This window comes from Pseudomonas sp. SF2 (assembly GCF_036858055.1).
GTDB lineage: Bacteria > Pseudomonadota > Gammaproteobacteria > Pseudomonadales > Pseudomonadaceae > Aquipseudomonas.
On sequence record NZ_JAMBDI010000021.1, the window covers coordinates 20,253 to 40,949 of the forward strand.

A 20,697-nucleotide genomic window follows, 5' to 3' on the forward strand; every position below is an offset into this window, starting at 1 on the left:
GATGGCTAAATAAAAAATTCTGGAGCAATACGCATGAATAAAATGGGCAAGACGTTGCTGGCCGCCGCCCTGATGGGTGCCATGGCTACCGCTGTTCAGGCTGAAGACAAGGTGTTGAACGTCTACAACTGGTCGGACTACATCGCTCCGGACACCATCGCCAAGTTCGAGAAGCAGTCGGGCATCAAGGTCAAGTACGACGTCTTCGACAGCAACGAAACCCTCGAAGCCAAGCTGCTGGCCGGCAAGTCGGGCTACGACATCGTGGTGCCGTCCAACAACTTCCTGGCCAAGCAGATCAAGGCTGGCGTGTACGAGGAACTGGACCGTTCCAAGCTGCCGAACTGGAAGAACCTCGACACCGACCTGCTCAAGGCCGTTGGCGATGCCAGCGACAAGGACAACAAGCACGCCTTCCCGTACATGTGGGGCTCGATCGGCATCGGCTACAACCCGGAGAAGGTCAAGGCCGCGCTGGGCGTGGACAAGATCGACTCGTGGGACGTGGTGTTCAAGCCTGAGAACATCGCCAAGCTCAAGAGCTGCGGCGTGAGCTTCCTGGATGCCCCGACCGAAATGCTGCCGGCTGCGCTGCACTACCTGGGCCTGCCGAGCAACAGCACCAAGAAGGAAGACCTGAAGGCCGCCGAGGACCTGTTCCTCAAGATTCGTCCTTCGATCACCTACTTCCACTCGTCCAAGTACATCGGCGACATGGCCAACGGCAACATCTGCGTAGCCGTCGGTTACTCGGGTGACCTGGAGCAGTCCAAGGCCCGTGCCCACGAAGCCGGCGACAAGGTCAAAGTGGACTACGTCATTCCGAAGGAAGGTGCTGGTACCTTCTACGACATGGTCGCTATCCCTAAAGATGCCGAGCATAAAGACGCTGCCTACCAGTTCATGAACTTCCTGATGCAACCGGAAATCATGGCTGAAATCACCAACGCCGTGCGTTTCCCGAACGGCAACGCTGCCGCCACCCAGTTCGTGGACAAAGAGATTACCAGCGACCCGAGCATCTACCCGCCTGCTGAAGTGAAGAAGCAGCTGTACGCGATCGCTGCGCCTGAGGCGTCTGCCCAGCGTGTGATCACCCGTAGCTGGACCAAGATCAAGTCGGGCAAATAAGCCCGATGCGGCACCTCTGGGCCGGGGTTCCCGGCCCAGAGCCAGTGAAAGGCAATTGATGATTGCGGCATCGAAGCTGCGAAGGTAAGTTGCGCGCCGGTTTTGCGTGTGCGGCAGCATTGTCGCTACCCAGGCACTGATTGTGAGGACCACCCACTTGTCCATTTCTGTATTCCGCAAGGCCTTGATGGCTGGAGCGGGCCTGACGCTGGCATGCAGCGTCCAAGCGGCGCCTACGGTGCACTTCTATAACTGGTCCGACTACGTCGGCCCGACCACACTCGCGGACTTCGAGAAAGCCACGGGCATCAAGCCCGTGCAAGACGTGTTCGACTCCAACGAAACCCTGGAAGGCAAGCTGCTGGCTGGCAATACCGGCTATGACGTGGTGGTGCCGTCCAACCATTTCCTCGGCAAGCAGATCAAGGCGGGCGCGTTCCAGAAGCTCGACAAGAACCTGCTGCCCAATTATTCCAACCTGGACCCGGCGCTGATGAAGCGTCTGGAAAGGAACGACCCGGGCAACCAGTACGCCGTGCCTTACCTGTGGGGCACCAACGGCATCGGTTACAACGTCGACAAGGTGAAGGCCGCGCTGGGCGTGGACACCATCGACTCCTGGGCAGTGCTGTTCGAACCCGAGAACATGAAGAAGCTCGCCAAGTGCGGCGTGGCTTTCCTCGACTCGGCGGACGAAATGCTGCCGGCGGTGCTCAACTACATGGGGCTGGACCCCAACAGCACCAATGCCAAGGACTATCAGGCCGCCGAGAAGAAACTGCTGGCGGTACGCCCGTACGTGACCTACTTCCACTCGTCCAAGTACATCACCGACCTGGCCAACGGCGACATTTGCGTCGCGGCGGGCTTCTCGGGTGATGTGTTCCAGGCCAAGGCCCGCGCTGAAGAGGCGAAGAAGGGCGTGAACCTGGCCTACGCCATTCCCAAGGAAGGCGGCAACCTCTGGTTCGACGTGCTGGCGATTCCCAAGGACGCCAGGAACGTCAAAGAGGCGCATGCCTTCATCAACTATTTGCTGAAGCCTGAGGTTATCGCCCAGGTCAGTGATTACGTCGGTTACGCCAACCCGAACCCCAAGGCTGGCGACCTGATGGACCAGGCCGTGAGGACTGACGCCGCGGTTTACCCACCGCAGGAAGTGCTGAACAAGATGTTCGTGAATTCAGAGTTGCCACCCAAGGTGCAACGGCTGATGACCCGTAGCTGGACCAAGGTCAAGTCGGGCAAGTAAAAATCCAGGCCCGCGGCGGCACCTGTAGAACAGGGCTCCCGGGCACAAAAATCTTGTTGGGAGTTTCACTCATGGCAGTTGCCTCCGGTGCCTATAAAAAAGCCCTCGAGGGTGGCCAGCAACCCAAGCAGGTGCTGGTCAAGATCGACCGGGTTACGAAAAAGTTCGACGAAACGGTAGCCGTGGACGATGTGTCCCTGGAAATCCGCAAGGGCGAGATCTTCGCCCTGCTGGGTGGCTCCGGTTCTGGCAAGTCCACCTTGCTGCGCATGCTGGCCGGCTTCGAGCGCCCGACCGAAGGGCGGATCCTCCTCGATGGCGTCGACATCACCGACATGCCGCCCTACGAGCGGCCGATCAACATGATGTTCCAGTCCTACGCGCTGTTCCCGCACATGACCGTGGCGCAGAACATCGCCTTCGGCCTGCAGCAGGACAAGATGCCCAAGGCCGAGATCGACGCCCGCGTGGCCGAGATGCTCAAGCTGGTGCACATGACCCAGTACGCCAAGCGCAAGCCGCACCAGCTGTCCGGCGGCCAGCGCCAGCGCGTGGCTCTGGCCCGCTCCTTGGCCAAGCGCCCCAAGCTGCTGCTGCTCGACGAGCCGATGGGCGCACTGGACAAGAAACTGCGTTCGCAGATGCAGCTGGAACTGGTGGAGATCATCGAGCGCGTGGGTGTGACCTGCGTGATGGTGACCCACGATCAGGAAGAGGCCATGACCATGGCCCAGCGCATCGCCATCATGCACCTGGGCTGGATCGCCCAGATCGGCTCGCCAGTGGACATCTACGAGACCCCCACCAGCCGCCTGGTGTGCGAGTTCATCGGTAGCGTCAACCTGTTCGAAGGTGAAGTGGTTGACGACGCCGAAGGCCACGCGATCATTGCCAGCCCGGAGCTGGAGCGCAAGATCTATGTCGGCCACGGCATCACCACTTCGGTGGAAGACAAGCACATCACCTACGCCCTGCGCCCGGAGAAGATGCTGGTCACCACCCAGCAACCGACCTGCGAGCACAACTGGTCGCGCGGCAAGATCCACGACATCGCCTACCTGGGCGGCCATTCGGTGTTCTACGTCGAGCTGCCGAGCGGCAAGGTCGTCCAGTCGTTCGTCGCCAACGCCGAGCGCCAGGGCACACGCCCGACCTGGGGCGATGAAGTGTACGTGTGGTGGGAAGACGACAGCGGCGTGGTACTGCGGTCATGAAACCTCGCAAGCTCAAGCGAGCACTCCAGCGCATCATCCCGGAGGGGCGGCATCTGGTGATCGGCGTGCCGTTCATCTGGCTGTTCCTGTTCTTCATGCTGCCGTTCTTCATCGTGCTGAAGATCAGCTTCGCCGAAGCCGACGTGGCGATCCCGCCGTATACCGAGATCTACAGCTACGTCGAAGACAAGCTGCAGCTGGTACTCAACCTGGCCAACTACGGCTTGCTGACCGAGGATGAACTGTATATCTCGGCCTACCTGGGCTCGCTGAAGATGGCCTTCTTCAGCACCCTGCTGTGCCTGTTGATCGGCTACCCGATGGCCTACGCCATTGCCAACGCCAAGAAGGAGACGCAGACAGTCCTGCTGTTGCTGATCATGATGCCGACCTGGACCGCGATCCTGATCCGCGTCTATGCCTGGATGGGCATCCTCAGCAACAACGGCCTGCTCAACGGCTTCCTGCTGTGGACCGGGTTGATCGACCAGCCGCTGCAGATCCTCAATACCAACCTGGCGGTGTACATCGGCGTGGTCTATTCGTACCTGCCGTTCATGATCCTGCCGCTGTTCGCCAACCTGGTGAAGCACGACCCGAGTCTGCTCGAGGCCGCTTCGGACCTGGGTTCGAGCACCTTCAACAGCTTCTGGAAGATCACCGTGCCGCTGTCGAAGAACGGCATCATCGCCGGCTGCATGCTGGTGTTCATCCCGGTGGTGGGCGAGTTCGTGATTCCTGAACTGCTCGGCGGCCCGGAAACCCTGATGATCGGCAAGGTGCTGTGGCAAGAGTTCTTCAACAACCGTGACTGGCCGGTGGCCTCTGCGCTGGCGGTGGTAATGCTGGCGATCCTGATTGTGCCGATCCTGCTGTTCAACCGCAGCCAGGCCAAAGAAATGGAGGGCAGGGCATGAAGCGCTTCAGTTTCTCCAAGCTGATGCTGGTGCTCGGCTTGCTGTTCATCTACCTGCCGATGCTGATCCTGGTGATCTACTCGTTCAACGCCTCCAAGCTGGTGACGGTATGGGGTGGCTGGTCGGTGAAGTGGTATGTCGGCCTGCTCGACAACACCCAGCTGATGGGTTCGGTGATGCGTTCGCTGGAAATCGCCTGCTACACGGCGGTGGCTGCGGTGGCGCTGGGTACCTTGGCGGCGTTCGTGCTGACCCGGGTGACCCGCTTCAAGGGCCGCACGCTGTTCGGTGGCCTGGTCACCGCACCGCTGGTAATGCCCGAGGTGATCACCGGCCTGTCGCTGTTGCTGCTGTTCGTGGCCATGGCGCAGATGATCGGCTGGCCGCAGGAGCGCGGCATCGTCACCATCTGGATCGCCCACACCACGTTCTGTGCGGCGTATGTGGCGGTGGTGGTGTCGGCACGCCTGCGTGAGCTGGACCTGTCGATCGAGGAAGCGGCGATGGACCTGGGTGCCAAGCCGTGGAAGGTGTTCTTCCTGATCACCATCCCGATGATTGCGCCATCGCTGGCGGCGGGCGGCATGATGTCGTTCGCGCTGTCGCTGGATGACCTGGTGCTGGCCAGCTTCGTGTCGGGCCCGGGTTCGACCACCTTGCCGATGGAAGTGTTCTCGGCGGTGCGCCTGGGCGTGAAGCCGGAGATCAACGCCGTGGCCAGCCTGATCCTGCTGTCGGTGTCGTTGGTGACCTTCTTCGTCTGGTACTTCAGCCGCCAGGCTGAAGAGCGCCGTCGCAAGGCGATTCAGCAGGCCATCGAAGAGGGTGCAGCGGCCAACGCGTCGCAGCCGCAGGTCAAGCGCCCGGCGCAGGTTGCTGCGTCGGCCTGACCCGGCCTCTTCGCGGGTAAACCCGCTCCCACAAGGACATCACTGCCTTCAGGTCAGTGGTGATCCCTGTGGGAGCGGGTTTACCCGCGAAGGCCGCAACACCGATTCAAAGCCAGACTGCATCCCAATGTGGATAGTCCCTGACACTCCTGACCAGGCCTGCCCGCAAGGGGTTGGCCACAATGTACCTGGCGACATGCACCATGCTTTCTTCCCTTCTTAATGCCCGGTCCTGATACCCAGGCTGCCATACCGGATCTTGCTCAACCCCCGCCTGATGCAAAACCAGACTGGACCTGGATTTGAACCTGCGCATCAAGGTGGCCAACGTCGTACCGTTCAACTCGATCAGCCAATGCAGATGGTCCGGCATTAGCACCCAAGCCAGTGATCGGCAGGCGTGTTCCTGGTCTGATTGCCGCAGTTGGTGAATGACCAACCGGGCATGGTGGAAGTCATGGAACAGTGGCTTGCGCTGGTGGGTGACGGTGGTCAGCAGATAGAGCCGGCCAAGTTCTGAATAGCGACCACGGCGAAGCAGGTGAGACTGGGCTCGCGACATTGGCTTCTTCCTTGAAAAGCGGGTGACCTCTCAAGGGTAGTGGCTGAGATGCAGGTGCTATGTAGATGATGGTTTCTGGATATGGCAGAGATTTGTGGATGGCAGTACCGGCCCATTCGCGGGTAAACCCGCTCCCACAGGTATTGCACAGGTCCTGAAGGCTGCACATAACCCTGTGGGAGCGGGTTCACCCGCGAAGGGGCCCTCAAGGCGTACGACTTTTCATCAACTCAAACCAAAGGCTTCAGTTGGATTGGCTTGGGAATTATCCTACGAGCCGTGTGGAAGCTGCTCTGTTGCTGGGGAAATGCCCCAGGGATAACGTCGTCGAGTCGCCAACCAAGGTGACCGGGTGTGAGAAACCCGCTCGATGTTGAACAGGCTTCCTGTCATGGCGGCCTTGCGTGGGCAGGCCTCGGCCTGGCCGGGTTCAATGTCCTCGGTTTTCTCACCCCGCGTACGGCTGCCACCCCTTATCCGTGAGAAAGATGAGCTGGCGGTTCCATAAACGACATTGGATTCCGACCATGACAACGCACGTTCCAAATCACCCAAAAAACAGCAGCACCGTCGGCCGCGAAACCTGCATGGACCTGTTCCGCGTCCAGGCCAACATCCCCTTCAACCATGCCTTCTCCGAACTCTCCGTAATGCTCGGGTGCATCAATCACCTGACGACTGAAGCCGAGATGGAAAATGACCGCCTGGCCGGCAGCGCCGCGAGAATTCTCAGTGGCTTTGCCAACGCATTGATTGATGACATTGAACTGGGACTGAACAAGGCTTCAGTGCAGCTCTGACCTGTACCGGCCCCTTCGCGGGTAAACCCGCTCCCACAGGATCATCTGCAGCCTTCAGGGTTTGCTCAATACCTGTGGGAGCGGGTTCACCCGCGAAAAGGCCCGCGCAGGCGCTGAAAATGCCGAACTGATCTCCGTCATTGAACCCTGAACTTCATTCCGGGTTGCGAACATTACTAGCGGACATAGCCACCTGGTAAGGGGGAGGTGCAGCTCCGGGAATGCTGACTCTCGGGCTGTCTCCAATATTAGCGAATGTGGTCATTTCAATATCCGTGGAACGGGTTGCATTCGCGTAAGACGGAGGTGGAACTTCGGGGAAGAGTGTGTTGTAGGGAGGGGGTTCAACTGCTGTTCGCTGCCTGCGCTGCGAGAGCTGTGCAACTAGTGGCCGTATATTGTTTGACTTCAGAGCAGTATAAGCATCCAAAATAGAAGTAGCAGCAAATGCAGCGCCTGCAATAATTTCGGCTGTTTTGGACTTCGTAGCGACCGCTGCAACGACTGCTACTAATGTTGTCCCCAAGGCTGCTGAAGTAGCTAACAAGAGTGCCCGACGGGAAAAGTGCCCCGTAGGATCAGTACTATTTACCGGATCCCCGGCACAGTACGCATAAGCGTTCGGGCCACCTTCATCAAACGGGCTTGAATTATCTGGGCTACAGAACCTCTTGTGCGTGGGGCTGAACAGGCGATAGCCATTGCCTAGCAAGTAACCGCCTGTTGCCGTGTCCAGTTGCTCGCCGTTGAATGCCAAGGGGTTGTTCGCTTCGCTCTGGGCCGGGCGTCGGCCATAGGGGGTATAAGCGAACTGCACCTTACCGGCGTGTCCAAATTCGCTCATGACGGTGTTGGTATTGTTCACCGTCATGATTGAGCGCGATACCTCAGCACCTGACGTGCATTGCGCCAGGAGGCTACCCTGATGCCGGAAGATGGAGCGTGATACAGACCCGCCGAGTTCGGTGGAAACACGGCCGTTCTGGTAGAAGCGGCGTAAACTTTTTGCAGCGGCCATGGGGCCTCCGAGGGTTCAAGGGGGAACAGAAAAATGCCTCTCTGTGGTGCCACTGTCGGGGCGACCGGTTGGGGACACTATGTAATGCCCTGGCGATAATCGGCTACTGGCAGAAATGCCAGGTTTTCAACGAAAACCTTGTGCCGAACCTGCCCTGTGTCGCCAGCATTCGGTATGCCTCCCTTGCGCATATGGCCAGTGCCGTTTGTCCAACCCTGAACTACGCTGACAGTCGCATCCCACGAATCATTTGCGCGCAAGCAAGGAGCCTGCATGACGTTGATACGTCCGCTGTTGGTCGTCTGCCTGGGGCTTGTGTCCCTGCTGTCGGGCTGTAGTAAGGAAGAAACCACCGAAACACTGCCACGCGTAGGCGTGCAACAGGTATCACCCACCGATTTCGCTGCCAGGGTCACCCTGACCGGCGATGTGCAGGCACGGGTGCAGACCGACCTGTCGTTCCGCGTCGGCGGCAAGATCATTTCGCGCAGCGTCGATGTGGGCGATCACGTCAAGGCCAACCAGGTGCTGGCGCGGCTGGACCCGAAAGACCTGCAGAACAATGTCGACTCGGCCAAGGCCGAGGTGTTCGCCGCGCAGGCGCGGGTCACCCAGACCAGCGCCGCCTTCGTGCGCCAGCAAAAACTGCTGCCCAAGGGCTACACCAGTCAGAGCGAATACGATTCCGCCGAAGCCGCGCTGCGCAGCAACCAGAGCGCGCTCAAGGCCGCACAGGCGCAATTGGCCAACGCCAACGAACAACTGAGCTATACCGCGCTGGTCTCCGAGGCTGATGGTGTCATCACCGAGCGCCAGGCCGAGGTCGGCCAGGTGGTGCAGGCGACCATGCCGATCTTCAGCCTGGCCACCGATGGCGACCGCGACGCGGTGTTCAACGTCTACGAATCGCTGCTGGTGGCCCCGCCCAGCGATGCCGGCGTGATCGTCAGCCTGCTGGATGACCCGAAGGTCCAGGCCCGTGGCTTCGTGCGCGAAATCACCCCCACGGTGTCCGCACAAAGCGGCACGGTACAGGTCAAGGTCGGGCTGAGGGATGTGCCGCCAGGGATGCAACTGGGTGCACCGGTTACCGCCACCACCAATGCCCAGGGCCGGCCAAGTGTCGAGCTGCCATGGTCGGCACTGACCAAGGCCCTGCATGAGCCTGCCGTCTGGGTAGTGGGCGAGGGCGACAAGGTAGAGCTGCGCAAGGTCGAAGTCAGCCGTTACCTCACCGGCAGGATCGTGGTCGCCAGTGGCCTGAAGGGCGGCGAAACCGTGGTGGTCAATGGCGGGCAGTTGCTGCACCCCGGCATGCAGGTGCAGAAGGTCGACGCCAAGGCCCAAGGGGGTGAGCTATGAAGCGCCTGCTGCTGATGCTGTCGGCTGGCGTGCTGCTGGCCGGTTGCAGTAGCGAGGACGAGGTACCAGAGCCGATTCGGCCGGTGCTGTCGGTCAAGGTCGAACCCCAGGTGCAGTCGCAGCTGGGCCGTTTCGCCGGCAGTATCCAGGCACGTTTCGAAAGCACCTTGGGTTTCCGGGTTTCCGGACGTATTGCCCGGCGCTGGCTGGATGTGGGCGCCCAGGTGAAACCGGGTGACATCCTGGCCACGCTCGACCCGACCGACCAGCAGAACCAGCTGCGCGCCGCCGAAGGCGACCTGGCCAAGGTGCAGGCGCAGTGGATCAACGCCCAGGCCGATGCCCGCCGCCAGCAACAGCTGTACGACCGTGGCGTAGGCGCCCAGGCCCAGCTGGATATCGCCCAGACCAACCTGAAAACCACCAGTGCGGCGTTGGAGCAGGCGCGCTCTGCACTCAGCCAGGCACGTGACCAGCTCGACTACAGCACCCTGCGCACCGACCACGCCGCGGTAATCACCGCCTGGAAGGCCGAAGCCGGGCAAACCGTCACCGCCGGCCAGGCCGTGGTAACCCTGGCCCGGCCGGATGTGAAGGAAGCGGTGATCGACCTGCCGATCGGCCTGGCCGAGCAGTTGAGCAAAGGCCTGACCTTCACCGTTGCTTCGCAGCTGGACCCGACCATCAACACCACCGCCAGCCTGCGCGAGCTGGAGCCCCAGGCCGACGCCACCACCCGCACCCGCCGCGCCCGCCTGACCCTGGCCAGCACACCGGCGGCCTTCCACCTGGGCACTGCCATCAGCGTGACCCTGAGTTCGCAGGTGTCGCCGCGCAGCGAACTGCCCTTGAGTGCCTTGCTCGAGCGTGACGGCAAGACCCAGGTGTGGGTGATCGATACGCAACAGAAGACCGTGGCCACCCGTGACGTGGCCCTGATCGACCGCACCGCCGACAGCATCGTGCTGACCGCTGGCGTACAGCCCGGCGAGCGTGTGGTCACCGCCGGCGTCAACAGCCTCAAGCCTGGCCAGAAGGTCACCTTCGACGAGGATGCGCAATGAAAGGAAGCTTCAACCTGTCCGACTGGGCACTCAAGCATCAATCGTTCGTCTGGTACCTGATGTTCGTTGGCCTGCTGATGGGGATTTTCTCTTACTTCAACCTGGGCCGTGAGGAAGACCCGTCGTTCACCATCAAGACCATGGTCATCCAGACCCGCTGGCCCGGCGCGACCCAGGACGAAACCCTGTACCAGGTCACCGACCGTATCGAGAAGAAGCTCGAGGAACTCGACTCCCTCGATTACACCAAAAGCTACACCCGCCCAGGCGAATCCACGGTTTACGTCTACCTGCGCGATACCACCAAGGCCAAGGACATCCCGGAAATCTGGTACCAGGTGCGCAAGAAGATCCAGGACATTCGTGGTGAATTCCCGGCGGGTATCCAGGGGCCCGGGTTCAACGATGAATTCGGCGATGTGTTCGGTTCGATCTACGCCTTCACTGCCGACGGGCTGACCCTGCGCCAGCTGCGCGACTACGTGGAACAGGCGCGGGCCGAAGTGCGCGATGTACCCAACATCGGCAAGATCGAGCTGATCGGCACCCAGGACGAAGTGCTGTACCTGAACTTCTCCACCCGCAAGCTGGCAGCCCTGGGCATCGACCAGCGCCAGGTCATGCAGGCCCTGCAATCGCAAAACGCCGTGACCCCAGCCGGGGTGATCGAGGCCGGACCGGAGCGTATCTCGGTGCGTACCTCCGGGCAGTTCACTTCGGAAAAGGACCTGCAAACCGTCAACCTGAAGATCAACGACCGCTTCTTCCGCCTGGCCGATATCGCCGATATCGAGCGCGGCTACGTCGATCCCCCTTCGCCGATGTTCCGCTACAACGGCCAGACGGCGCTGGGCCTGGCCATCGGCATGAAGGCCGGTGGCAATATCCAGGTGTTTGGTGCGGCGCTGAAAAAGCGCATGGATCAAGTGGTCGAAGACCTGCCGGTGGGCGTCGGGGTACACACCGTCTCCGACCAGGCCGTGGTGGTCAAGCAAGCGGTCGGCGGCTTCACCAGTGCGCTGTTCGAGGCGGTGGTGATCGTGCTGGCGGTGAGCTTCGTCAGCCTCGGCGTGCGTGCCGGGCTGGTAGTGGCCTGCTCGATCCCGTTGGTGCTGGCCATGGTGTTCGTGTTCATGGAATACAGTGGCATCACCATGCAGCGGATTTCGCTGGGGGCGCTGATCATCGCCCTGGGCTTGCTGGTGGACGATGCGATGATCACCGTGGAGGTGATGGTCACGCGGCTGGAAATGGGCGAAAGCAAGGAGCAGGCGGCGACCTTTGCCTATACCTCAACGGCCTTCCCCATGCTAACCGGTACCCTGGTGACGGTGGCCGGTTTCGTGCCGATCGGCCTCAACGCCAGTTCAGCGGGCGAGTACACCTACACGCTGTTCGCGGTGATTGCCGTGGCGCTGATGGTGTCGTGGGTGGTGGCGGTGTTCTTCGCCCCGGTGCTCGGCGTGCACATTCTCAGCAGTGCCAAGCTCAAGCCCCATGAAGCAGAGCCGGGCCGTGTCGGCCGAATCTTCGAGCATGGTTTGTTGTGGTGCATGCGCAACCGCTGGCTGACCATCATCGGCACCGTGGCGCTGTTCGCCCTGGCGATCTTCTGCGAGCGCTTCGTGCAGAACCAGTTCTTCCCGTCCTCGGACCGCCCGGAAATCCTCGTCGACCTCAACCTGCCGCAGAACGCGTCGATCGAGGAGACGCGCAAGGTGGTCGACCGCTTCGAGGCGCGGATCAAGGACGACCCGGACCTGGTGCACTGGAGTACCTACATCGGCCAGGGCGCTATCCGCTTCTACCTGCCCCTCGACCAGCAGTTGCAGAACCCGTACTACGCGCAGCTGGTGATCGTCAGCAAGGGCTTCGAAGAACGCCAGGGCATGATGGACCGGCTGCAGAAGATCCTGCACGAAGAGTTCGTTGGCGTCGGCACCAACGTGCAGTCGCTGGAAATGGGCCCGCCGGTGGGCCGGCCGATCCAGTATCGGGTCAGCGGCGCCAATATCGACGAGGTACGCAAGCACGCCATCGAGCTGGCCACCTTGCTCGACCAGAACGAGCATATTGGCGAGATGATCTACGACTGGAATGAGCCGGGTAAGGTGCTACGCGTGGAAATCGCCCAGGACAAGGCTCGCCAGCTTGGTCTGTCGTCGGAGGATGTGGCCAATGTGATGAACAGCATCGTCAGCGGCGTGCAGATTACCCAGGTCAACGACAACATCTATCTGGTCGACGTGGTCGCCCGTGCCGAAGACAGCGAGCGGGGGTCACCCGATACCCTGCAGAACCTGCAGATCCTCACGCCCAACGGCACCTCGATCCCGCTGCTGTCGTTCGCCACCGTGCGCTACGAACTGGAGCAGCCGCTGGTATGGCGCCGTGACCGCAAGCCGACCATCACCATCAAGGCCTCGGTCAACGGCGATATCCAGCCCACCGACCTGGTGGCGCAGTTGAAGCCGAAGATCGACGAATTCGCCAGCAAGCTGCCGGTGGGCTTCGAAGTGGCCACCGGTGGTACGGTGGAGGAGAGCGCCAAGGCCCAGGGGCCGATCCGCAAGGTCATCCCGCTGATGCTGTTCCTGATGGCGACGTTCCTGATGATCCAGCTGCACAGCGTGCAGAAGCTGTTCCTGGTGGTCAGCGTGGCGCCGCTGGGGTTGATTGGCGTGATCATTGCGCTGGTACCCACGGGTACGCCGATGGGCTTCGTGGCGATTCTCGGCATTCTCGCGCTGGCGGGCATCATCATTCGTAACTCGGTGATCCTGGTGACCCAGATCGACGAGTTCGAAGCCCAGGGCTTGTCGCCGTGGGATGCGGTGGTGGAAGCCACCAACCATCGGCGCCGGCCGATCCTGCTGACCGCGGCGGCGGCGAGCCTGGGCATGATCCCGATTGCCCGCGAGGTGTTCTGGGGGCCGATGGCCTACGCCATGATCGGCGGGATCATCGTGGCGACCCTGCTGACGCTGCTGTTCCTGCCGGCCTTGTATGTGGCCTGGTACAAGATCCGCGAGCCACAGAAACATTCCTGAAGCCGTGCAGTGAACCCTGTGGGAGCGGGTAAACCCGCTCCCACGGGGCCTTCTGTTGTCTTCAGGATGAGCGTTTGTTTTTGGTTATATAAACATTCTTAAACAGTATTTTTAAGAATAACTCCGCCTCACTACTATTGCCCTCAAGCCAGGCAATAAATCCCCTTCAAACCCCTGCCCGGCATCTCACTCCAAGGAGAACGAGCATGAGTGCATCTCTGCGTAGCATCGACGGTCAGGACGAAGCCACCATTCTGCGTGAAATCCAGAGCGCTCTGCGCGACCTGCGATTCGGTGCGGTGGAGATCACTGTGCACAACGCTCAGGTCGTACAGATCGAGCGCAAGGAGAAGTTCCGCCTGCAGCAGCCCGGCAACAAGGCCGGCTGATCGCGCCACACATCCAAAACTAGAAAAATGCCAATCGGGAGCTTCACCATGTCCATCCGCCGTTATGCGCTTGCCGCCCTGGCCAGTGCTGTTTTTGCCGGTTCCGCCATCGCCAAGGACTACGAACTGCTGAACGTGTCCTACGACCCGACCCGCGAGCTGTATCAGCAGTACAACGCCGAGTTCATCAAGCACTGGCAGCAGGCCCACCCGGGCGACAAGGTGAAGATCCAGCAATCCCACGGTGGTTCGGGCAAGCAGGCCCGTGCGGTGATCGACGGCCTGCGTGCCGACGTGGTGACCCTGGCCCTGGCCGGTGACATCGACGAAGTCGCCAAGCTCGGCAAGACCCTGCCGGACAACTGGCAGACCCGCCTGCCGGATGCCAGCACCCCGTACACCTCGACCATCGTGTTCCTGGTGCGCAAGGGCAACCCGAAAGGCATCAAGGACTGGGGCGACCTGATCAAGAAAGACGTGTCGGTCATCACCCCCAACCCGAAAACCTCCGGCGGCGCCCGCTGGAACTTCCTGGCTGCCTGGGCCTATGGCCTGAAGACCGGCGGTAGCGAAGAGAAGGCCAAGGCATACGTGCAGGAGCTGTTCAAGCACGTGCCGGTGCTGGACACCGGCGCCCGTGGCTCGACCATCACCTTCGTCAACAACGGCCAGGGCGATGTGCTGCTGGCGTGGGAAAACGAAGCCTTCCTGGCGTTGAAGGAAGACGGTGGTGCCGACAAGTTCGAGATCGTCGTGCCGTCGCTTTCGATCCTGGCCGAACCGCCGGTGGCGGTGGTGGACAAGAACGCCGAGAAGAAGGGCAATACCGAGATTGCCACCGAATACCTCAAGCACCTGTACAGCCCGGCCGGGCAGAAGATTGCCGCCGAGAACTTCTACCGCCCGCGTGACGAGAAGGTCGCAGCCGAGTTCGGCAAGCAGTTCCCGAAACTTGACCTGGTAACCATCGACAAGGACTTTGGTGGCTGGAAAACTGCACAACCGAAATTCTTCAACGATGGCGGTGTGTTCGACCAGATCTATCAGGCACAGTAATCGCCAAGGAAAAGCGGGGCCGCTATGCGGCCCATTCGCGACGCAAGGCCGCTCCCACAAGGAACCGCAATCTCCTGTGGGAGCGGCCTTGCGTCGCGATTGGGCTGCAAAGCAGCCCCAAGATTCAGAAGCCTGCACCGGCCCGGGATTGATTCCGGGCTTCGTGCGTTCAACCAGGGATATTTATGTCACGCCGCATTTCCCCCGTCATACCCGGCTTCGGGCTGACGCTGGGCTACACATTGGTGTACCTCAGCCTGATCGTGCTGATACCGCTGGCCGCCATGTTCGTGCATGCCGCGCAGCTTACCTGGGAGCAGTTCTGGAACGTCATCAGTGCGCCGCGGGTGATCGCCGCGCTCAAGCTGAGTTTCGGCACCGCCCTGTTCGCCGCCGTCATCAACGGTGTGATCGGTACCCTGCTGGCCTGGGTGCTGGTGCGCTACACCTTCCCCGGGCGCAAGATCATCGATGCGATGATCGACCTGCCGTTCGCCCTGCCCACGGCCGTAGCCGGTATCGCCCTGACCGCCCTGTATGCGCCCTCGGGCTGGGTCGGCCAGTTCGCCACCGACCTGGGCTTCAAGATCGCCTACACCCCGCTTGGCATCACCCTGGCGCTGACCTTCGTCACCCTGCCGTTCGTGGTGCGGACGGTGCAGCCGGTACTGGCTGACATTCCGCGTGAAGTGGAGGAGGCCGCCGCCTGCCTGGGCGCCAAGCCGCTGCAGGTGTTCCGCCACGTGCTGGCGCCAGCGCTGCTGCCTGCCTGGCTGACAGGCTTTGCCCTGGCCTTCGCCCGCGGCGTGGGCGAGTATGGTTCGGTGATCTTCATTGCCGGCAACATGCCGATGAAGACCGAGATCCTGCCACTGCTGATCATGGTCAAGCTCGACCAGTACGACTACACCGGCGCGACCGCCATCGGCGTGCTGATGCTGGTGGTTTCCTTCATCCTGCTGCTGCTGATCAACCTGCTGCAGCGCCGTATCGAAACCCCTTGAAGGAGGCCGGCATGTCCAGTACATCCCTGAATGCAACCGCCGCCGCCAATGCCGCCCGCCGGGGCAGCGCCACATCGCGGCGCATCCTGATCGGCCTTGGCTGGCTGGTGTTCGCGCTGTTCCTGCTGCTGCCGCTGGTAATCGTGGTGTCGCAGGCGCTGAAGAACGGCTTTGGCACCTTCTTCGAGGCGATCTTCGAGCCTGACGCGTTGTCGGCGCTGAAGCTGACCCTGCTGGCCGTGGTCATTTCGGTGCCGCTGAACCTGGTGTTCGGCGTCAGCGCCGCCTGGTGCGTGAGCAAGTACACCTTCCGTGGCAAGAGCATCCTGGTCACCCTGATCGACCTGCCGTTCTCGGTATCGCCGGTGATCGCCGGCCTGGTCTACGTGCTGATGTTCGGCGCGCAAGGCCTGTTCGGGCCGTGGTTGCAGGACCACGATATCCAGATCGTGTTCGCCCTGCCGGGCATCGTCCTGGCCACCATCTTCGTCACCGTGCCGTTCGTGGCCCGTGAGCTGATCCCGCTGATGCAGGAGCAGGGCACGCAGGAAGAGGAGGCCGCGCGCCTGCTCGGCGCCAATGGCTGGCAGATGTTCTGGCACGTGACCCTGCCGAACATCAAATGGGGCCTGATCTACGGCGTGGTGCTGTGCACCGCGCGGGCCATGGGCGAGTTTGGCGCGGTGTCGGTGGTGTCGGGCCACATCCGCGGCGTGACCAACACCTTGCCGCTGCACGTGGAGATCCTCTACAACGAGTACAACCACGTCGCGGCCTTCAGCGTGGCCAGCCTGTTGCTGATCCTGGCGCTCTTCATCCTGCTGCTCAAGCAGTGGAGCGAGAACCGTATTAACCGCCTGCGCCACAGCGCCGCGGAGGAATGATTCATGTCGATCGAAGTTCGTAACGTCAGCAAGCGCTTCAACAGCTTCCAGGCCCTGGACAACATCAACCTGGACATCAACAGCGGCGAGCTGGTGGCCCTGCTTGGCCCGTCCGGCTGCGGCAAGACTACCCTGCTGCGCATCATCGCCGGCCTGGAAACCCCGGACCAGGGCAATATCGTGTTCCATGGCGAGGACGTGTCCGGCCATGACGTGCGCGACCGCAACGTCGGTTTCGTGTTCCAGCACTACGCGTTGTTCCGCCACATGAGTGTGTTCGACAACGTTGCCTTCGGCCTGCGCATGAAGCCCAAGGGCGAGCGCCCGAGCGAGAGCAAGATTGCCGAGAAGGTGCATGAACTGCTGAACATGGTGCAACTGGACTGGCTGTCCGACCGCTACCCCGAGCAGTTGTCCGGTGGCCAGCGCCAGCGTATCGCCCTGGCCCGCGCCCTGGCGGTGGAACCCAAGGTGCTGCTGCTGGACGAGCCGTTCGGTGCGCTGGATGCCAAGGTGCGCAAGGAGCTGCGCCGCTGGCTGGCGCGCCTGCACGAGGACATCAACCTGACGTCGGTGTTCGTCACCCACGACCAGGAAGAGGCCATGGAGGTGGCTGACCGCATCGTGGTGATGAACAAGGGCGTGATCGAGCAGATCGGCTCGCCGGGCGAGGTGTACGAGCACCCGGCCAACGATTTCGTCTACCACTTCCTCGGTGACTCCAACCGCCTGGCCCTGAGCGAAGGGCATCATGTGCTGTTCCGCCCGCACGAAGTGTCGCTGTCGCGGCACGAGACCGAAGGGCACCATGCGGCCGAGGTGCGCGATATCCGCCCGTTGGGCGCGACCACGCGGGTAACCTTGAAGGTGGAAGGGCAGAGCGAGCTGATCGAGGCCGAGGTGGTCAAGGACCATGACAGCCTGACCGGGTTGGCGCGAGGGGAGACGTTGTTCTTCCGGCCGAAGGTTTGGCAGAAGGTGGCGGATATCTGAGTCGCCTTTGATGATGAAAAGCCCGGGGTTGGTCCCGGGTTTTTTATTGCCTGGGAGATNNGCTTTGCAGCCCATCGCCGGCGCGGCCCTCGCGGCAATCTCATGCCTTGCGCGAATATTTTGAATGCGTGCAAAGCATGATTCATGGCTCGCTCTGCTACATCCCGCGAAACTCGCGGCGTTGAGAAAACTCGCCAAAGTGTATATTCAGTAAAGTTCTAACTATAATTTTAAACATTACTTTAAGAGATAAGCCCCTGACCGCGATGATTCAGCCACACACCTGAATCGAGACCCCAGGAGTTTGATCAATGGGTAATGTCCAGTCGGCCGTCAGGGCCTACGACCAGCCATGGCGCCCGGCCCCGGGCGACCTGGTCGACCTTGGACGCACGCTTCGCCTTCCGCTTGGCCAGCTGCGCCTGCAACGCACGCCCGTCAGTGGGCTCAAGCGCCGCGACAAGCTGGTGTTGAGCCTGCTGGTGCTGGCCCTGCATGGCGCTGCAGCGTACTGGGTCAGCCAGGCACCAACGCCCGAGCTGCCGGTGGTGCCACCGCAAGTACCGCCCATGACCATCGAGTTCGCCGCGCCGGCGCCGCCTGTAGTCGAGCCACCGCCACCAGCCCCGGCACCGCCGGTGGTCCAGCCGCCACCGCCGCCTGTGGTCGACGAACTGGCCGCCAAGCCCAAACCCAAGCCAAAACCCGTACCCAAGCCGGTGGTCAAGCAACAGCCCAAGCCACAGCCCAAGCCGGTCGAGGCACCGCCGCCAGCCCCTGTGGCCGCCCCGGCACCGCCAGCGCCACCCGCGCCGGCCCCGGTCACCCCGGCCTCGGCCAACGCGGCGTACCTGAAGAACCCGGCGCCGGAGTACCCGCAGATGGCTCAGCGCCGCGGTTGGGAAGGCACCGTACTGCTGCGCGTCGAGGTGCTGCCCAGCGGCAAGCCCGGGCAGATCCAGATCCAGAAGAGCAGCGGCCGCGATGCCCTCGACGCTGCCGCACTGGCCGCGGTCAAGCGCTGGAGCTTCGTGCCTGCCAAGCAGGGCGACGTGGCCCAGACCGGCTGGGTCAGCGTACCGATCGATTTCAAGCTTCGCTAACTTTCTCGCAGAACACAGGAAGACATCATCATGAGCCTGCTGGCATCCCCCCTCGAATCCGTTGAAAGCGCAGTCATCTGGCTGCTGGTCGGTTTTTCTGTCGTCACCTGGGGCCTGGCCCTGGTCAAGGTCGTGCAGTTCGTGCGGCTGAAGCATCAGGACAAGCGCTTCCACCAGCAATTCTGGGCCGCCTCGAGCCTGGACTCGGCTGCCGAGCCCAGCCACGAACTGCCTGGCCCGGCCGCACGCGTTGCCCAGGCCGGTTACGCCGCCATCGCTGTCGGTGACAGCCAGGCCAACGACCTGAGCCACGCCATCAACCACCAGGACCGCCTGGAGCGTGCCCTGCGCCAGCAGATCGTGCGTGAGCGCCGCTCGCTGGAAACCGGCCTGGCGGTGGTCGCCAGTATCGGCAGCACCTCGCCCTTCATCGGCCTGTTCGGCACCGTGTGGGGCATCATGGAAGCGCTCAAGGGCATCAGCGCGGCCGGCTCCGCCAGCCTGGAAACCGTGGCCGGGCCGATTGGCGCGGCACTGGTGGCCACCGGCGTGGGTATCGCCGTCGCGGTGCCGGCGGTGCTGGTCTACAACTACTTCCTGCGCCGCCTCAAGCTCACCGCCGCCGACCTCGATGACTTCGCCCACGACTTCTACAGCCTGGCGCAGAAGAGTGCCTTCCGCGTGCTGGTGCACCCGGCGGTGCACAGGCCCCAGGCCGGCTTCACCCAGCCGGTGAAGGAGGCGTCCTGACATGGCCTTTTCTACCCAGGACAGCGACGAAGTCCTCAGTGAAATCAACGTCACGCCCTTGGTGGACGTCATGCTGGTGCTGCTGGTGGTATTCATCGTCACTGCGCCGCTGCTGACCAATGCCATCCCCATCAACCTGCCCAAGACCGAGGCCGTGGCCCCGGTGGAGCAGAAGGACCCGCTGGTGGTCAGCATCGATGGTGGCGGCAAGTTGTTCATCAACAAGGACGAAATCCAGCCCGACCTGCTGGAAACCAGCCTCAAGGCTGCCAAGGACAAGGACGCGGACGTGCGTGTACAGCTGCAGGCTGATGACGGCGTGAACTACGGCGAGGTGGCGCGGGCCATGGCGGCTATCGAACGTGCGGGGATCAGCAAGCTGGCGGTGATTACCGCGCGCTAAACCTGCCACTTCTCTTCAGGCAAGTGCTTAGGGGCCATATCTCTTGGCAGGGGATGGCCCCTTTTTTTGCCTGGATTTCATTGATATCGATGCCCCCTGTGGGAGCGGGTTTACCCGCGAATGCGATGTAGGCGTCACCGACGCATTCGCGGGTAAACCCGCTCCCACAGGGATTGAATTTTGGTTATTAACAAATAGCTTCTTATTCCTTTACTGATATAACTCCCTCCCTATACTTGTCTCCAAGCACGCAAACTCACTGGAGGCGTCCCCATGCGCAATGAGTCGATTCGCTACCTGATTGTGCCGGGCTGGCAAGGATCGCCAGACAACCATTGGCAGAGTCACTGGCAGCGCACCCTGCCCAACAGTGCCCGGGTCGAGCAGCACGACTGGCTGACCCCGCAACGCCGGGACTGGGTGCAAGCGCTGGAGCAGGCGATTGCCGCCGAGCGCTCGCCGGTGATTCTGATCGCCCACAGCCTGGGTTGCATCACCGTCGCTCATTGGGCCGCGCAAGCCAGCCCGGCCCTGCTGCGGCGTGTACGCGGCGCGCTACTGGTGGCACCCGCTGATGTAGAGCGGCCGACCTGCGCGCCAGCCCTGCGCAACTTCGCGCCGATCCCGACCGAGGCACTGCCGTTCCCAAGCCAGGTGGTCAGCTCCGACAACGACCCGGCCGTGAGCGTGCCAAGGGCGCTGTACCTGGCCCAGGTATGGGGCGCCGAAGCAGGGCTGCTGACCAACGCCGGGCATATCAACGTCAAGTCCGGCCATGAGCGCTGGGAACAAGGCTTCGCCTACCTGTATCGCTTGCAAAGCCGGGTCGAGCAGCGCGCACTGCGCCGCGCCTGA

At 61.9% G+C, this 20,697-nt stretch carries 20 protein-coding genes; 18 read left to right on the top strand and 2 right to left on the bottom strand.

Annotated features, from left to right (window positions below; all coding sequences use genetic code 11):
* Positions 1-33: 33 nt before the first annotated feature.
* The 5 genes from M2S36_RS14200 (at position 34) to M2S36_RS14220 (ending at position 5,404) form a co-directional block, all read left to right on the top strand.
* Positions 34-1,131 (top strand): polyamine ABC transporter substrate-binding protein, encoded by a 1,098-nt coding sequence (locus M2S36_RS14200; RefSeq protein ID WP_063912148.1) that lies wholly within the window; start codon positions 34-36, stop codon positions 1,129-1,131.
* Positions 1,132-1,288: 157 nt separating this feature from the next.
* The gene (locus tag M2S36_RS14205; RefSeq protein WP_207837471.1) at positions 1,289-2,383 is read left to right on the top strand and encodes a polyamine ABC transporter substrate-binding protein; all 1,095 of its coding nucleotides are present in this window, start codon (positions 1,289-1,291) and stop codon (positions 2,381-2,383) included.
* Between the two features lie 71 nt (positions 2,384-2,454).
* Positions 2,455-3,597, top strand: coding sequence for a polyamine ABC transporter ATP-binding protein (potA, locus tag M2S36_RS14210; protein ID WP_207837473.1), 1,143 nt, complete (start codon positions 2,455-2,457; stop codon positions 3,595-3,597).
* A 35-nt stretch (positions 3,598-3,632) separates the two neighbouring features.
* Positions 3,633-4,514 carry an ABC transporter permease subunit gene (locus tag M2S36_RS14215; protein WP_172827500.1) on the top strand — a complete coding sequence of 294 codons (882 nt, stop codon included), beginning with the start codon at positions 3,633-3,635 and terminating at the stop codon, positions 4,512-4,514.
* Positions 4,511-5,404: an ABC transporter permease subunit gene (locus M2S36_RS14220; protein ID WP_003258560.1), complete on the top strand. Its 894-nt coding sequence runs from the start codon at positions 4,511-4,513 to the stop codon at positions 5,402-5,404. The genes M2S36_RS14215 and M2S36_RS14220 overlap by 4 nt, the downstream gene beginning before the upstream one ends.
* A 106-nt stretch (positions 5,405-5,510) precedes the next feature.
* Here M2S36_RS14220 and M2S36_RS14225 read toward each other — a convergent pair whose 3' ends face one another.
* Entirely contained in the window at positions 5,511-5,966 is a 456-nt protein-coding gene (locus M2S36_RS14225; protein ID WP_207837475.1) for an REP-associated tyrosine transposase, read from the bottom strand.
* Positions 5,967-6,493: 527 nt separating this feature from the next.
* Between M2S36_RS14225 and M2S36_RS14230 the strand changes: the two genes are divergently transcribed.
* Positions 6,494-6,766, top strand: coding sequence for a DUF3077 domain-containing protein (locus tag M2S36_RS14230; RefSeq protein ID WP_333957320.1), 273 nt, complete (start codon positions 6,494-6,496; stop codon positions 6,764-6,766).
* Between the two features lie 154 nt (positions 6,767-6,920).
* On the opposite strand, the gene M2S36_RS14235 is transcribed toward M2S36_RS14230, so the two are convergent.
* Positions 6,921-7,784 (bottom strand): RHS repeat-associated core domain-containing protein, encoded by an 864-nt coding sequence (locus tag M2S36_RS14235; RefSeq protein WP_333957321.1) that lies wholly within the window; start codon positions 7,782-7,784, stop codon positions 6,921-6,923.
* 273 nt (positions 7,785-8,057) lie between these two features.
* Here M2S36_RS14235 and M2S36_RS14240 point away from each other — a divergent pair, with 273 nt between their 5' ends.
* The 12 genes from M2S36_RS14240 to M2S36_RS14295 all read left to right on the top strand — a co-directional run bounded on the left by M2S36_RS14240 (position 8,058) and on the right by M2S36_RS14295 (position 20,697).
* Entirely contained in the window at positions 8,058-9,146 is a 1,089-nt protein-coding gene (locus M2S36_RS14240; RefSeq protein ID WP_333957322.1) for an efflux RND transporter periplasmic adaptor subunit, read from the top strand.
* Complete coding sequence (locus M2S36_RS14245) at positions 9,143-10,210, top strand: efflux RND transporter periplasmic adaptor subunit (protein WP_207837480.1); 1,068 nt, start codon at positions 9,143-9,145, stop codon at positions 10,208-10,210. The genes M2S36_RS14240 and M2S36_RS14245 overlap by 4 nt, the downstream gene beginning before the upstream one ends.
* Positions 10,207-13,260 (top strand): efflux RND transporter permease subunit, encoded by a 3,054-nt coding sequence (locus tag M2S36_RS14250; protein WP_333957323.1) that lies wholly within the window; start codon positions 10,207-10,209, stop codon positions 13,258-13,260. Before M2S36_RS14245 ends, M2S36_RS14250 begins: the two co-directional genes overlap by 4 nt.
* Positions 13,261-13,466: 206 nt before the next feature.
* Positions 13,467-13,649, top strand: coding sequence for a sulfur starvation response protein OscA (oscA, locus tag M2S36_RS14255; protein WP_016712582.1), 183 nt, complete (start codon positions 13,467-13,469; stop codon positions 13,647-13,649).
* A 48-nt stretch (positions 13,650-13,697) separates the two neighbouring features.
* On the top strand, positions 13,698-14,705 hold the full coding sequence (locus M2S36_RS14260; protein ID WP_207837484.1) for a sulfate ABC transporter substrate-binding protein: 1,008 nt from the start codon (positions 13,698-13,700) through the stop codon (positions 14,703-14,705).
* Between the two features lie 185 nt (positions 14,706-14,890).
* Positions 14,891-15,709: a sulfate ABC transporter permease subunit CysT gene (gene cysT, locus M2S36_RS14265; RefSeq protein ID WP_063912140.1), complete on the top strand. Its 819-nt coding sequence runs from the start codon at positions 14,891-14,893 to the stop codon at positions 15,707-15,709.
* 11 nt (positions 15,710-15,720) lie between these two features.
* Positions 15,721-16,593, top strand: a complete 873-nt coding sequence (cysW, locus tag M2S36_RS14270) for a sulfate ABC transporter permease subunit CysW (protein ID WP_063912139.1) — start codon at positions 15,721-15,723, stop codon at positions 16,591-16,593.
* A 3-nt stretch (positions 16,594-16,596) separates the two neighbouring features.
* Positions 16,597-17,586 carry a sulfate/molybdate ABC transporter ATP-binding protein gene (locus tag M2S36_RS14275; protein WP_013974693.1) on the top strand — a complete coding sequence of 330 codons (990 nt, stop codon included), beginning with the start codon at positions 16,597-16,599 and terminating at the stop codon, positions 17,584-17,586.
* A gap of 311 nt (positions 17,587-17,897) precedes the next feature.
* Complete coding sequence (locus M2S36_RS14280) at positions 17,898-18,689, top strand: energy transducer TonB (RefSeq protein WP_333957325.1); 792 nt, start codon at positions 17,898-17,900, stop codon at positions 18,687-18,689.
* A 30-nt stretch (positions 18,690-18,719) separates the two neighbouring features.
* Positions 18,720-19,439, top strand: a complete 720-nt coding sequence (locus M2S36_RS14285) for a MotA/TolQ/ExbB proton channel family protein (protein ID WP_063912137.1) — start codon at positions 18,720-18,722, stop codon at positions 19,437-19,439.
* Position 19,440: 1 nt separating this feature from the next.
* Positions 19,441-19,842, top strand: coding sequence for an ExbD/TolR family protein (locus M2S36_RS14290; RefSeq protein WP_063912136.1), 402 nt, complete (start codon positions 19,441-19,443; stop codon positions 19,840-19,842).
* Between the two features lie 273 nt (positions 19,843-20,115).
* A complete protein-coding gene (locus M2S36_RS14295; RefSeq protein WP_207837490.1) occupies positions 20,116-20,697 on the top strand; it encodes an alpha/beta hydrolase in 582 nt (193 codons plus the stop codon).